The sequence below is a fragment of the Candidatus Neomarinimicrobiota bacterium genome, from assembly GCA_016784545.1.
In the GTDB taxonomy this organism is placed as follows: domain Bacteria; phylum Fidelibacterota; class UBA8477; order UBA8477; family JABMPR01; genus JABMPR01.
This window is the reverse complement of the sequence record JADHUM010000077.1, coordinates 1-13887: the sequence shown is the minus strand read 5'-3', so window position 1 is coordinate 13887 and position 13887 is coordinate 1. Positions and strand designations below refer to the sequence as shown.

Genomic DNA, 13887 nt, shown 5'->3' with positions numbered 1-13887 from the left:
CCAAGTCTATTACAGAGATGAATATCTCAGGTAATTATAATGACCTGCTTATGAATCTCATTGAGGTTGGAAATGATCCCTGGATCCATTCCTCCTTTAGAACGCCTACGATGGTATTTGATAAGGTGAGTTTCTCAGGATCGTAAAAACACGAAACCGCTAATTTCGCGAATAGCGCGAATGGTTTGAATCACTGATTTTACTGATCATAAATGCGCCCTGTTTTCCAGACTATTGGAGGACAGGGCGTTTTTTAACACAGACGTGGAGGGGTCATCTGCTAATTCATAGTTAGTAGAGTAAAGATCATCGATGTGCATCAAGTTGTGTATCCCTGAGGTGTCACAATAAACTCGTCACTCTGCCTGCCAAGCCAAAATGGTGATTGAAGTGCAATCCAGCTCTGTCTCCCTGAGGCTCTCGAAGGGTAAAGACAGAGCGTCCCCTACTTTCCTTTATCGCGATAAGCCACTGACAATTTTATTAGCGCGGCAATATCACCCTGAATAAATGCCAGTTTCTTTGCCTTGCTCCAGCCCTTAAGCTGTTTTTCAAGAACAATAGCATCCTGAATATCCATTTCTTCAGAACTCCAAAGTAGTGTCAGGGGTCGCCGTGAATGTGTATAGCCTGGGAAAAGACCTTCGTGGTGCTGGTATAATCTTTCATCTAGATCACTTGTAACACCTGTGTAAAGTGTCTCGTCAGAACACAGCAAGACGTAAACAGAGCCTGTTTTCATAATTATTCCATGTTTTGATGTGGGTTATCCTAAGATATCTGAGATATGGTGACCAAGCAACACCAGTCGACAGAGGGAGTATTCAGTCAGCTAAATCCAAACCATCTCCTTCTAGAGGACATCGACAAACTCAGCCACCACCTCAGGATGACGGTTTTAAATTTGAGTGCTAAATTGACCAAAATCTTTTACAAATTTTCTTTTGACTATGGCTGAATAAACATTAGTATAGTGCGTACGTACATACGCACACTATTATATTATGACTAAAGTAGCCAAAACCATCAAAATCGACACCACCCATGAGGAATGGCTCAAGTCCAAAAATTTGAATTTCTCAGATTGGGTGAGAACAAAGTTAGATCAAGAGATACGTGAGGCGCAGCAGAGCCTCAGTGGGAAGTCCTTTAAAGCTGTCATTTTGGCAGCGGGGGAGGACAAGAGCCTTTTTCCACTTACTGAAGAGATTCCCAAAACCTTACTGGACATCAAGGGCAAAACCATCCTGGAACGTCAAATCCAACTGTTAAGAAGTGTTGGCATCCACGATATCGCTGTTGTCCGTGGTTACAAAAAACACAAGATTAATTATCCTGACCTGGTATACATTGATAACGATTCGTATGAAAACTCAGGCAGTCTGGTCTCCCTCCTTTTAGCCAAAGATTATCTGGACACTTCAACAATTGTCTTATACGGTGACATTCTATTTGAATCAGAGATATTAGCCCGATTGGTAGAATCAAAAGAGGATACTACCCTGGTGGTGGATAGAGGGTGGAAAAAACGTTACCAGGATAGCAAGGAAGGTCATGCTCTGAAACCTGAGCTAACCACGCTTGCAGAAGGGGATGAGACCACTAAGGTTGTAGGTATTGGGATGGCAGATTCCAATTTGTCATCTGAATTTATTGGTCTGGCAAAATTGTCCCTCAGCAGCCTTAAAATCTTAGACAGTGTTTACAAAAATATCTACCTCAAAAATCCTGAGCAAAAATTTCATAATTCCAGTTCCCTAAGCAAGGCATCAATTCTTGACTTTGTTCAAGAATTAATAGAGCGGAATGAAAATATCAATGCTCTGGAGATATGGCGCTCATGGATTGATGTTGATACTTTTGAAGATTATAGAAATTCCTGGAAACTTATTGAAGAACTTGACAAAGGGTGAGACATGAAAATCGTTTATTCATACTACGTACTAGACATTGTGCATAAGGGTCATCTGCACATGATGAAAAATTCAAAAGCTATGGCCGGTGAAGATGGAAAATTAATTGTTGGAATCCTCACTGATGAAGCGGTTATGGAAAAAAAGCCAAGACCCATATTATCATTTGAAGAAAGAATGGACCTGGCCAGCTCTATTAAGTATGTCGATGGGGTCGTAGCCCAGTCAAGCTATTCCCCCCTGGATAATGTAAAGGCTATCCGGCCTGATATTTTGATGGAAAGTAGTAGTCATGATGAAGCCGACATTAATAAATGTAGAGACTACATGGAGAGTATCGGGGGTAGAGTAATTGTTATCCCGTATTATCCCGCTCAGTCATCAACCAACATAAAAAAAACAATTAACAACAAGTAAAGAGAGACTCCAAATTATGAAAAAAACAATAATACTTATATCGATTCTTGCTCTGGTTAGCGGTTTCATGTTTACAGGATGTAGTGGATCGAAAGAGGATAGCTCAAATGTCTTGAGAATGGTGTTTGTACCAGCCAGTGAAAAAGGTGATGAGAATGACTTCTCCTCCCTGCTTGCCATCATTGAGAAGAATACTGGCTTTACCATTGAAAGCATCAATGTGACGGATTATAACGCAGCCGTAGAAGCCATGCGTGCCGGTCGCGCAGATCTGGCCTGGTTTGGAGCAAAAACCTATATCCAGGCTGCTGATTTAGCCGGTGCTGAAGCATTTGCAGTGGGAGTTCCCAAGGGCAAGGAATCAGCATCTTACAAGACGCATTTTATTGTTAAAAAAGGAAGCCCAATTACTGCTTTTACCAAAGAGCAATTGCTGGGCACAAAATTGGTGCTAAACCATGTGGGTTCAACCAGTGGTGACTTAATTCCTCGTTATGAATTGTTACAAATCGATATGGACACAAAGAACCTAGATAATTTTTCAATTGTCCAATATGCTGGAAGTCACGATGCAGCAATTATGGCTGTACTGTTTGGGACTGCTGAGGTTGGCGGGGTTAGTTCTGTTAATTGGGATGCCCGTATAAAAGATGGGACCATCAAAGCAGAAGATTTCACAATTATCCATTCTTCACCACCCATTATGGGAGCTCCGCTGGCCTATAAAAACACCTTGACCGCAGAAGTGAAGCAGAAAATAAAGAAGGCCGTATTGGAAGCTCATAAATTTGGCACCATCGGTGGATATGGTGGGGAAATGGACCATTACGAGAGTGTTGAAGACGCTGATTATAATATTACCCGTGAAATCGCTAAAACGGTTAAGTAAGCCTTTATGGTAGAATTTGTAAATATATCGAAAACCTTTCCAGATGGTACAGCAGCAGTGCATGATGTCAGCATTACAGCACCTGAAAAAGAGTTCTCAGTGATCCTGGGACCCAGTGGAGCAGGCAAGACAACCTTGCTTAGAACTGTGAATCGCCTGGTGCGGCCCAGTGCCGGGAAAGTCCTGGTAAACGGAACAGAGATCACCGATGCCAACCAGAGAGAAATCCGCAGTGATATCGGTATGATTTTTCAGCAGTTCAACCTGGTTGGAAATCTATCGGTACTCATCAACGTACTGGCTGGAAGTCTGGGAACCCATCGTAAATGGTGGTCTAACTTATACTTATTCCCCAAATCCTATCGTTTAAAGGCATTGGATTTACTGGATAGGGTTGGTCTTCTGGATCAGGCTTATAAGCGTGCCGATGAGTTGAGTGGCGGTCAGCAACAGCGGGTTGGCATTGCCCGGGCACTCATGCAGGAACCACGGGTATTGCTGGCAGATGAACCCGTTGCCAGTGTGGATCCACGCACATCTCAAGAAATCTTGAAACTGCTAAAAGATTTATGTGCAGAAAAGAATTTGACAGTGCTCTGCACCCTCCACCAAGTCGATCTGGCTCTTCAATTTTCTGATCGGATCATTGGCATAGCAGATGGTGAAATAATACTCAATGAGAAATCATCTGTCTTGGATGTTGAAAAGCTGAAAACCATTTATTCAACTAAAAATCACGGTCTGTTTTTTGGTCCTACGACTGAAAATTCCCACGATCTTGAAAGTATCAATTGGAATCAACGCTCATGAAGGCTTCTAAAAATAACCAAGAAATGACCATGGTGGCAGTTCCTGCTATCAAAGGACATATGGAAAAGCACTTCCGTCCACTTCTGTCCAGCGTTGAAGCCTCCACAGGCTTTAAACTTAACTTTATTGAAGCATCAAGCTATGATGATGCCATTGATAGATTAAAAAATGGACAGGCTCAATTGGGTTGGTTAGGACAGTCCGCGTTTATTGAAGCTTCCCATGATGTACCCCTGCAACCCCTGGCTGTGGCTTTTACTGCAGGCAACAATGTATCTGTATATCGATCTGTATTTTTGGTGAAAGCAGGGTCAACTTATTCCGAGATTGCTGATTTAAAGGGACATCGTCTCATCCTCACTGAGCATGGATCCAGCAGTGGTGATATTATGCCACGCCATACCCTGGCTCAATTTGACATGAATCCTGAAATCCATGGCAATTTTTCAGAAGTTATCTATGCCGGTTCACAAGAATCAGCAGTGAGTGAGCTTTTGGCAGGAAAAGGGGATCTGGCAGTTATAAGTCAGATCAATTTGGACAAGATGTTCCGGGATGGCAGCCTGAAGAAAAAAGATATCAAAATCATTTATCATTCAGATCCCATTCCAGGTGCACCTATTGTTGCCGTTTCAGGTATGGAAGAATCCCTGAAAAAGAAAATTCAAGAGGCCATACTCAATGCTCACAAAACAGGACCCGTAGATGGCTATGGTGAAAACATTGATAGCTATCACACGCCAGAGGATGCTAGACAGAGTTTTCTTAGTTCATACCTGAAGCCAGCAGTAAGCTTTACAACCATTGCGTTTATAGCCAGTCTGGTGATCAGTACGGTGGGTGTATCAATCCATTTGAAAGTCAACCCAGCAACCATATTTGCAAGTTTCAGCTATTTCGCAGATATTATTGGACGCATGTTGCCCCCGGATTTTTCGGACTTAGGCGCACTCCTGATCTCTATGTTTGAGACCATTGAGATAGGTTTTTTGGGAACCATTCTAGCAACAATCCTTTCAATCCCCATCGGCTTGGTATCGGCTAAAAATATCACTCCCAGCAAATGGATTTATTATCCTGCTCGCTTGATAACCACCTTCTTCAGAGCTGTTCCAGAGTTTATTCTGGCCATGATTCTGGTCATTTCGGTTGGATTTGGCGCCTTACCCGGTATTCTGGCTCTTGGCCTGCATACCATGGGCTTTTTATCCAAGTTCTACGCTGAGGAGATCGAACATGTTCGGAGTGGTCCTATTGAGGCCATAGAGGCAGCTGGTGCCAGCCAAATGCAAAGGATCACCTTTGCTATCATACCACAAATATTGCCGAATTTTGTAGGGTATTCGCTATACATTTTTGATCGTAACATACGTATGGCAACCATTCTAGGAATTGTCGGTGCTGGGGGTATTGGTTACCGTCTAATCTCCTCATTCAGAATGTTTGAGTATCGCGAAGTCTCAGCCATCATAATTATCATCTTTGTCACCATCTTTTTATTGGATGCAATCTCATCCAAAGCCAGACACGCAGTTAAATAACGTAAGGAAAAATAATGAAACGATTCTCACATAAAATATCAGTATTAGCGATATTTCTATTCACAAGCACAGGGCTGTTTGCTCAGGCAAATTTCCAGTTCACGATCCAAGCCTGGGCCAGTTACACAACCTATGATCATTATGTCCTGAATGCAGATTCTTCGGGAAAGGAATTGGACGAAACAACAACCCAGTTTGGGAACGGTATCCGCAGGGCTCGTCTTCGTGGTAAAATGACTAAAGGTCAGGTCACTGCTTTCGTGCAGTATGATGCGGTTGCATCCTATGTGTTGGATGCTCAAATTGACTATAAATTTTCAGATAATTTGACCATGCGCATGGGTCGTTTTGTTGGAGCTGGTAGTCAAGCTGGTGGCAATACATCCCATACTGCAATTGACTTTGCCGAACGTTCAATTGTTGGACGAAATTGGGCATCAGCTGTAGGACGCTCTGATTACCGGACATTTGGAATGGCTGTTATGGGTAAATTTAATCGTTTCAGCTATCAAGTGATGGCCAACAACGGCGATTCAAATTTAAACCTGAAACCATATGGAACTAAATCCAGTGGTTCTAACAAAGATACTGGCGCCATACCGCAGCTGGATTTTGCCATTTCAACTAAGATCGGATCAGCTATGAATGTTGGTGTACACTATGGTTTACCCAATGAAGACCGTATCAACGTATCGTCTGCCACTGGATATTTCTATTTTAAGCCATCTGATTACAGTAGTGGTAAGTTTAGATCAAAGGTTGATTTTGCCAGGGTTGTAAACCATGCAAATGCAGAAGATGAGGTTTCCCTGGGTTGGGGTTTGGGCGGCTTCTACCTGTTATCCGAGAAAATAGAATTGGGTGCTGGCTATCAGGTCTGGGATAAAAATGTTGATGTAGATAAAGATGCCATGGGCAATATCGTCCTGGCAGCGACTTATTCCCCTGATCCAGATCATTGGAAGGACTCCCTTTTTAAATTGGTGGCCACATTCAAAACCGCTGAAGCAGACAATGAGCCTCTGGATCCAATGGTCATCCATCTTGTCTGGCAAGCCTACATGCATTAATCGTTTTAGAACTATTTGAATTCTAGATCGCCAGGGTTCATTCATTATAGAGGGGTCAAAGCAATGAAACTTTTAAAGAGGAAAAATATTTACAAGGGTTATTGCTTTGACCTTTTTGAGGATCAGGTTGTCTGGGTGAACGGGAAGCAGCTGGATCGAACTATTCTGGTCACAGATTGGCTGGGTGGCAATGCCAACGGTACCACTGGTGATTTCTCACTTGGTGTAGCGGGCTGGTTGATCGAGAATGGCAAGCGGGTGAAGTCCATTACCGAGATGAACGTCTCGGGTAATTACAATGATCTACTTTTGAATCTCATTGAGGTTGGAAATGATCCCTGGATTCATTCCTCCTTCAGAACCCCCACCATGGTATTTGATAAGGTGAGTTTCTCAGGATCATAAAAAAACGGAACCGCGAAACGAAGTAAGCTGGAGCGCAAGCGAACATCAATTTGCAGGAGTGCATGATAACCTCAACCAATTTCCGGAGGAGTGCAACGACGACTAAATTGGTTTCGATCTATCCAGGAAGCCTGAACATCCAAGTCATGTCGGTGGATCTGCCCGTCGCCTGCCAGGCCGGACCCTGAGTAGCCCGAAGGGCGTATCGAAGGGGTAGGCTGGTCGAAGGGTGTTAAGCCTGGAATAAAATAAGCGCCTCGGTTAACCGGGGCGCTTTCTATATCCAGAAATTACCCCGGCCTTCAGGCCGGGGGGCAGGAGACGCTAGAGAATTGGACTTTAGTCCACACTTTCTTTCAGCGATTGTCAGGTTTGGGCTAAAGCCCATAGTCTTAAATCTTACTTGACCCCCGCCTTAAAAGGCGGGGCAATTGATCCCTTTCTGGCAATACACGCTAGCCACGATAACAGGCCTGCCCGCCGCCTGTCAGGCGTTAATCACGCCATCAGGCGGACGGAGGCTGGAAGCATCCCAGAGGATTAGTCATATTGGCACCCCGCCAAACGGGGAGGTTGCGCTTTTGAATATTGTAAAGTCCAGTGAGCACAATATCTCCAAAAGTGTCTAGTGCAATAGACAATATCTATATTGCTACTTACATGAAAAAGCTGTGTTATATGAGTAAAACATAATGATATGTGAATGGAATATCATATAAACATAATAAATTGATAAATTCTTGAATTGAATTCAAAGATTTGCACCAGATGTCACCAAGCATCCTCAGAAGCAAAGTATACCAAAAAATTAACATTATGTTAAATAAATCACTTGCCAAGCCACAATAAATATTCGATTTTACCCACAGCCCTATAGGCAGCCAACCACCCCCTAACAATCGGTTATACACGATCTGATATTCATCAGATAATTCAATGAATCAATTTTGGAGGAATCACTATGCAACGATTTCTTATCGTTCTGTTGGCCATGCACTGGATGAATCATCCAGCACAAGCTCAGAGTGTGATTATTAATGAGATGTCCCAGGGCTCTGATGGTGGCAAGGAGTGGGTGGAGCTTTTAATTGTGGATGAGGGTGTGGATTTGCGAGGCTGGGAACTGGGAGATAATGACGATGGAATCTGGCATCCCATTGCCGAATTTTCCAACCATTCGAATTTGAGCAATATTGCCAGGGGTACTATCCTTGTCATTTTCAACAGTGGTGACGTGGATGGAACCATTACTGCAGCTGGGGGTGAGGATACAACTTTTAGTGACAAATCAGTACTGCTGGGGGTGAATAATGCCAGTTTCTTGATCGATACAGGTCCCTGGGGCGGCACTTATGGAGCCTTTGCTAACTCAGACGGTGATGATGCCCCAGCGCTAAAAGATGCCAGTGATGTTATCATCCATGATATGGCTGTGACCCACCTTGCTGCAACCGTCAGCGCGCCTGGTACGGGCGAGGTGAAATATTATACCGGAAATACGCTGGGTGGTATCGTGGATGACTCCCAATGGACTGAAGCCAGCTCAAGTTCAGCTACCCCGGGGCAGGCCAATGGGGGCGATAACTCAAACTGGGTGGATCAATCCCTGCCCGTTGAATTATCCCGTTGGTGGGCCAAGGCTATAGATGGTGAAGTGAGGTTGAACTGGACAACAGATTCAGAATTTGAGAATCAGGGATTTATTATTGAGAGAAGGCATAATTCAGGAGACAGGAGTCAGAATTTATGGGCGGAGATTTCATCTTTTGTCACAAATCCTGACCTACTGGGACAAGGGTCCACCTCTGCACAGAACGAATACTCCTTCATAGATAAGCAGGTGAAAGTGGGCGAATCATATTCCTATCGTCTCTCAGACGTTGATTATCGGGGGAATATTGCTGGGCATTTAGTAATTAGTGTGGCAGTGGTAGACGACAGGAGGAAGCATACCTACAGTCTAGGCTACTATCCAAATCCATGCAATTCAGAGATTAATCTTGTAGTTGGAGCTGGAAATGAAGGAGGACCTCTCTGTATTGATATTCTGAACCTGAGGGGAGAGGTAGTGAAAAATCTATACTCTGGGACACCTGCAACCAGCATTCTCAATGTTAGATGGAATGGAACTAGCTCAGACAATATACCTGTATCGTCAGGAACCTATATCGTGAAAATATCAGGTCCGCAAACATCACAATCAAAAGCAATCACCATTATTCAGTAACCCCTGAATTGATCCCCACCACCCGAATTCATTCGGGTGCAACCCCAGGCACGATATCAAACGCCCACCACCTATCCCTACCACCCGAATTCATTCGGGTGACAACACAATTGCAAACCCCATTACCCCCATGAAAGGATCAAAACATGTCCATCCACTCCAAAACCCGCTTGCTAACTCATATCGTATGGTCAACCCATAAGAGGGAGCGGCTCACCCCTCGATCCCTAAGGATTGAATTGAACGATTATATACATACTTATGCTGATGCTCATTCAATGCGGCTAATAAAACTGTATGTGAACCCCGACCATGTTCATTTGTTTATTAATATGGACCCAACTCAATCTATTGCCAGCACTGTAAAATTGCTCAAAGGTGCATCTTCCCGCTGGCTCAATCAACAAGATTCGCAGAAGCGCAAATTTAGCTGGGGGAGAGGTTATGGTGCCTTTTCAGTAAGCCAATCCCACGCTCAAAGGGTCATCTGGTATATCCATAACCAAGAGGAGCATCATCGCCAAAGGTCATTCACTGAGGAATTCAGTGACTTTAAGTTCAAGTACAAAGTAGATGCAGCTAACCGTTAAAACGGTGAGCTGTAGAGTTTGATCAGTTCCACTAACACCCGAATTAATTCGAGTGTTAGTGTGAGACATGGTGAGTTGGTCAGCCAGACTCGATAACCCGCATTCATCAGGCTGACCCTCCTCAGATAAGCTCTCTTTTCCACATCTGTGCAATACGGAGCTGCACTTCAAAAGCCGATTCCCCTCACATTCCACCTAATGATGGTCGTCCCACGCAATGAGGTTACGTTCATTATTAATCGGTTAGGCCCGTATTACCTTGGAGTGGGTAGCTAAACAGTTAGATTTCTAACCACTATAAATTTCAAACTCTTAAAGGGGATAAATATGAAGTCTTTCTTGACAAAAAAATGGCTGCTAATGATGGTTCTAACTTTTCCACTCGTGAGTTTTGGTCAGGATTACGCCTTTGTCTATATCGCCGGTGGATCTGGATCTACCAGCTCCGTTCCCACCACATCCTGGACCCTCGTCGGTAGCGGTTCTCAAGCCGACTTCGTGACAGGTTCACTGAATAACTGGACCCTCTCAAGCAATGCTTTAACTGCCGGCACTGGAGCCGCGGGTACCTACCTGGTGAGATACTCGCTTAGCTATTCTGGCGTGGCCACCAACAATTGGCTGGCTGGTATATCCGTCAATGGTGCCAACCCAAGCACAATTCAGAGTCAGCGCACTGTCGTATCCTCAACCAAGGATACAGGGACCATCAGTGGATCGGGGCTGGTCACTGTTAGCGATGGCCAAACCATTCGACTAATGGTCAAACCAGCAAACGCCGGCACTTTCAAACCCATCGAAGCCCAGATTACCCTGGTAGAAGTCACAGAAGCTTCCAGCTCATATTATGGGGGCATGCAAATCAGTTCTGATCAGGTTCAAACACCTGGCACCAGTTTTACCAAGCTTTCTGGCTTTACTGCCTTGAGTGATCTAAGCGGGTGGACAGTGAGCTCCAATGAATTGGTCGCAGGCGCATCCGCCGCAGGCACCTATCTGGTCACCTATTCCAGTACATTTACTGGTATTGGGGCAGTGGGCTCTCCTGCCACCTATACCCACGGACTGGTGAAAAATGGGACATCCTTGAATCCAACCACCATGAAATCCATTGTCAAAGCCAATGCAACCGATCGACAGCACACCAGTGCCTGTGGAATCGTGAGTATCACAGTAGGTGACAAAATCAGCGTGGAAGTGAAAACCGCCAATTCGGGCAAACAGATGACCACTCGCTATGCCCAGGTACAATTGTATAAGATAAGTGGAACCACGGCTCCTTCAGTTGCCAGCATGTATATCAATACCGATCAAACCCTGGCCATCGGAGCCATGAGCACCTGGTACACCGTAGGAACATTTACCTCTGGGACTCTCAATGAATGGGGCTTTGCCAGTAACACCTTAACTCCAACTGCCGGTAGTGATGCAGCTGGGATGTATCGTCTGGATTACTCCCTGTCATTTTCAAGTCCCGTTCTTGACGATCGCTACTCTATTGCTGTATTTGTAGGTGGCGCTCAAAAACTTGGATCCACGTCTCAACGGAAAATTCGCAGTGCTAATTATCTTGGAACCGTAACCGGATCCGTATTGGTGAATATTTCTTCCACGACCTCTACCATCCAATTGAAAATCAGAAAAGATGTGGGCTCCACCGGGAATATGACCATCAAAAAAGCCAATCTGGCCTTGTATAGCCTCATCCCGGGCAGCCATGATGGCAGTCTGCCTGTGGAACTCTCCGTTTGGAAAGCGACCTCATCCAAGGGTGTGGTGAAGCTTTTCTGGACCACTGATTCAGAGATTGAAAATCAGGGGTTTATTATTGAGAGAAATCAGGAGACAGGAGACAAAAGTCAGAATACATGGCTGGAGATTGCATCTTTTTCCAAAAATCCTGAACTCCAGGGTCAGGGTTCAACCACATCTCAAAACAATTACTTCTTCATTGACAAGCAGGTAAAAGTTGGTAAAACCTATAGCTATCGCCTCTCAGATGTGGACTATCGTGGCAGTATCACTCGACATGCTGAAATAGATGTGATTGTGAAAGATACAGGAGCCGATCTGAAGCCTTCTGAAGTCAAACTTAATAAAGCCTTTCCCAATCCCTTCAATCCAGATGTGAATCTGTCTTTCACCCTGGAGAATCCAGCCGAAAATCTATCCCTGGCGATATATGATATTCAGGGCATTCTCATAAATACACTGAGCTCGGGTTACCACGAGATGGGCAATCACGAGTTTATGTGGAATGGGAATGATGCTCATGGCAATGCTGTTTCCTCAGGCGTATATTTGGTTCGCCTCAGTGCAGAATCTGTGGTGCAGATTCAGAGGATGACCCTGCTCAGATAATCCAGGTTAGACAAATCCAGATAGTTTTTGGAATAGCATGATATCCGTGCTATACTAACACATGATACGCTCATTCGCAGACAAAGCGACTGAAGATATATTTAATGGTGTTGACTCCAAAGTTGCCCGCAAAAGGTGTCCAGCAAAATTGAATAGGGTTGCTGTGCGAAAACTTGACCAGTTGGATTCTGTAGTGCAACTTCCGGAATTGCGGATTCCTCCTGGGAACAGATTTGAAGCGTTGCGGGGTGACAGAGAAGGTCAATACAGTATTCGAATCAACGAGCAGTATCGGATTTGTTTTAGCTGGACTGAATTAGGTCCAATTGATGTAGAGGTAGCAGATTACCACTAAAGGAGAACAGAATGGTCAGAATTCCAACAAATAGGATGCCAACGCATCCAGGAGAAATGCTTCTTGAAGAATTCTTGAAACCCATGGGTATATCCCAAAAACATCTTTCTGTAGCGATACACGTTCCATTCCAGAGAATCAACGAGCTTGTAAATGGTAAAAGAGGCATAACTCCAAGTACTGCCTTACGTTTTTCAAGATTTTTTGGAAATACTCCTGATTTCTGGATGAATCTCCAACAACGATGGGATCTATACTGGGCAAAGACGAAAGAAGCGGAAGATTTAAACCGAATTCATAGCCATTCCTGAATGATAGACCTCGGCTGCAATGGCTTGTCTAACCCTGTATAGTGTATTATCTGCCATATTCTCAAAAGAGAGGGTGATGAATGAAAAAGAACACGTATTTTTTATTGATTGTCCTCTTGTTGGTCACATGTGAGAATTCTCAAGATATTCCAGAATTACCAGACCAGCGTGCTCTCCACTTTTCCATAACACCCGATTTAATTCGGGTGTTAGCATGACGGTGATACCTCGCCGACCCCCTGCGTAGCACCCCTCTCACCCCTCGTGTGAGACTGTGGTTGATATCCCAGTTGACACTTCACGTCAAAGTTGACAATTCTCACTTCCAATAGGGGTGCCACTAGGACTGTTTGGAATAACCCCTCAAACCCATATAACTCAAAAACTCAGAAACTCAGAAACTCACAAACTCTAATTGAAAATCCCTCATAGACTCACAAAAGGAATTCTTGTTTTTTGTGTTGGTATGACATATAATCATACTGGAGGTGAAATATGGGTGCGACAAAAATTGCTATAACGATGGACTCAACCCTTGTTGATGAATTAGACAAACTGGTTGCCGAAAAGAAATTTCCCAGTCGCAGCAGAGCTATTCAGACCGCAGTTGCAGAAAAACTGAAGAAAATTCACGCAACTCGACTAGCCGCAGAATGCTCTAAACTTGATCCAGAATTAGAGCAATCATTAGCAGACGAAGGATTGAATGAGGAGTTGGAATCTTGGCCAGAATACTAAGAGGTGAAGTTCGATGGGCTAATCTGCAGCCAACTATTGGCCACGAACAAGCTGGAAGACATCCAGTTCTGATCCTTAGTGAAAATGTTTTTAATCAAAGATCTGGTACTGTGATTGGGGTTGCTTTAACCAGCCAAGCTCCATCTGCAGGTTTTCCACTTACGCTTGAGCTTGAGTCATCAGAGCTTCCAAAGCAGTCATGGGTAAAAATAAGTCAAATCAGAACACTCTCTACCAAACGAATTGGGAAAAAACTGGGG

General features: G+C 44.1%; 15 protein-coding genes. 14 read left to right on the top strand and 1 reads right to left on the bottom strand.

Features of this window, described 5'->3' with window-relative positions:
* Window positions 1-445: 445 nt before the first annotated feature.
* Window positions 446-742, bottom strand: coding sequence for a GIY-YIG nuclease family protein (locus tag ISR87_14440; protein ID MBL7026638.1), 297 nt, complete (start codon window positions 740-742; stop codon window positions 446-448).
* A gap of 262 nt (window positions 743-1004) precedes the next feature.
* Here ISR87_14440 and ISR87_14435 point away from each other — a divergent pair, with 262 nt between their 5' ends.
* From ISR87_14435 to ISR87_14370, 14 genes are all read left to right on the top strand, one after another.
* Window positions 1005-1913, top strand: coding sequence for a phosphocholine cytidylyltransferase family protein (locus ISR87_14435; GenBank protein MBL7026637.1), 909 nt, complete (start codon window positions 1005-1007; stop codon window positions 1911-1913).
* A gap of 3 nt (window positions 1914-1916) precedes the next feature.
* The gene (locus ISR87_14430; protein MBL7026636.1) at window positions 1917-2330 is read left to right on the top strand and encodes an adenylyltransferase/cytidyltransferase family protein; all 414 of its coding nucleotides are present in this window, start codon (window positions 1917-1919) and stop codon (window positions 2328-2330) included.
* A 16-nt stretch (window positions 2331-2346) separates the two neighbouring features.
* A complete protein-coding gene (gene phnD / locus ISR87_14425; protein MBL7026635.1) occupies window positions 2347-3219 on the top strand; it encodes a phosphate/phosphite/phosphonate ABC transporter substrate-binding protein in 873 nt (290 codons plus the stop codon).
* Window positions 3220-3225: 6 nt separating this feature from the next.
* The gene (gene phnC / locus ISR87_14420; GenBank protein MBL7026634.1) at window positions 3226-4029 is read left to right on the top strand and encodes a phosphonate ABC transporter ATP-binding protein; all 804 of its coding nucleotides are present in this window, start codon (window positions 3226-3228) and stop codon (window positions 4027-4029) included.
* Window positions 4026-5570 carry a phosphonate ABC transporter, permease protein PhnE gene (gene phnE / locus ISR87_14415; GenBank protein MBL7026633.1) on the top strand — a complete coding sequence of 515 codons (1545 nt, stop codon included), beginning with the start codon at window positions 4026-4028 and terminating at the stop codon, window positions 5568-5570. Before phnC ends, phnE begins: the two co-directional genes overlap by 4 nt.
* 14 nt (window positions 5571-5584) lie before the next feature.
* Window positions 5585-6640: a hypothetical protein gene (locus ISR87_14410; protein ID MBL7026632.1), complete on the top strand. Its 1056-nt coding sequence runs from the start codon at window positions 5585-5587 to the stop codon at window positions 6638-6640.
* A 63-nt stretch (window positions 6641-6703) separates the two neighbouring features.
* Entirely contained in the window at window positions 6704-7045 is a 342-nt protein-coding gene (locus tag ISR87_14405; protein ID MBL7026631.1) for a hypothetical protein, read from the top strand.
* Between the two features lie 961 nt (window positions 7046-8006).
* The gene (locus tag ISR87_14400) at window positions 8007-9272 is read left to right on the top strand and encodes a T9SS type A sorting domain-containing protein (protein MBL7026630.1); all 1266 of its coding nucleotides are present in this window, start codon (window positions 8007-8009) and stop codon (window positions 9270-9272) included.
* Between the two features lie 146 nt (window positions 9273-9418).
* Complete coding sequence (gene tnpA / locus ISR87_14395) at window positions 9419-9862, top strand: IS200/IS605 family transposase (GenBank protein MBL7026629.1); 444 nt, start codon at window positions 9419-9421, stop codon at window positions 9860-9862.
* A 327-nt stretch (window positions 9863-10189) separates the two neighbouring features.
* Window positions 10190-12223 (top strand): T9SS type A sorting domain-containing protein, encoded by a 2034-nt coding sequence (locus tag ISR87_14390; GenBank protein MBL7026628.1) that lies wholly within the window; start codon window positions 10190-10192, stop codon window positions 12221-12223.
* 61 nt (window positions 12224-12284) lie between these two features.
* The gene (locus tag ISR87_14385) at window positions 12285-12578 is read left to right on the top strand and encodes a type II toxin-antitoxin system RelE/ParE family toxin (GenBank protein MBL7026627.1); all 294 of its coding nucleotides are present in this window, start codon (window positions 12285-12287) and stop codon (window positions 12576-12578) included.
* A gap of 11 nt (window positions 12579-12589) precedes the next feature.
* Complete coding sequence (locus ISR87_14380) at window positions 12590-12889, top strand: HigA family addiction module antidote protein (protein ID MBL7026626.1); 300 nt, start codon at window positions 12590-12592, stop codon at window positions 12887-12889.
* 495 nt (window positions 12890-13384) lie between these two features.
* Window positions 13385-13627 carry a CopG family transcriptional regulator gene (locus ISR87_14375; GenBank protein MBL7026625.1) on the top strand — a complete coding sequence of 81 codons (243 nt, stop codon included), beginning with the start codon at window positions 13385-13387 and terminating at the stop codon, window positions 13625-13627.
* The coding region (locus ISR87_14370) for a type II toxin-antitoxin system PemK/MazF family toxin (protein ID MBL7026624.1) at window positions 13612-13887 on the top strand (276 nt) is incomplete at its 3' end. The genes ISR87_14375 and ISR87_14370, both read left to right, overlap by 16 nt.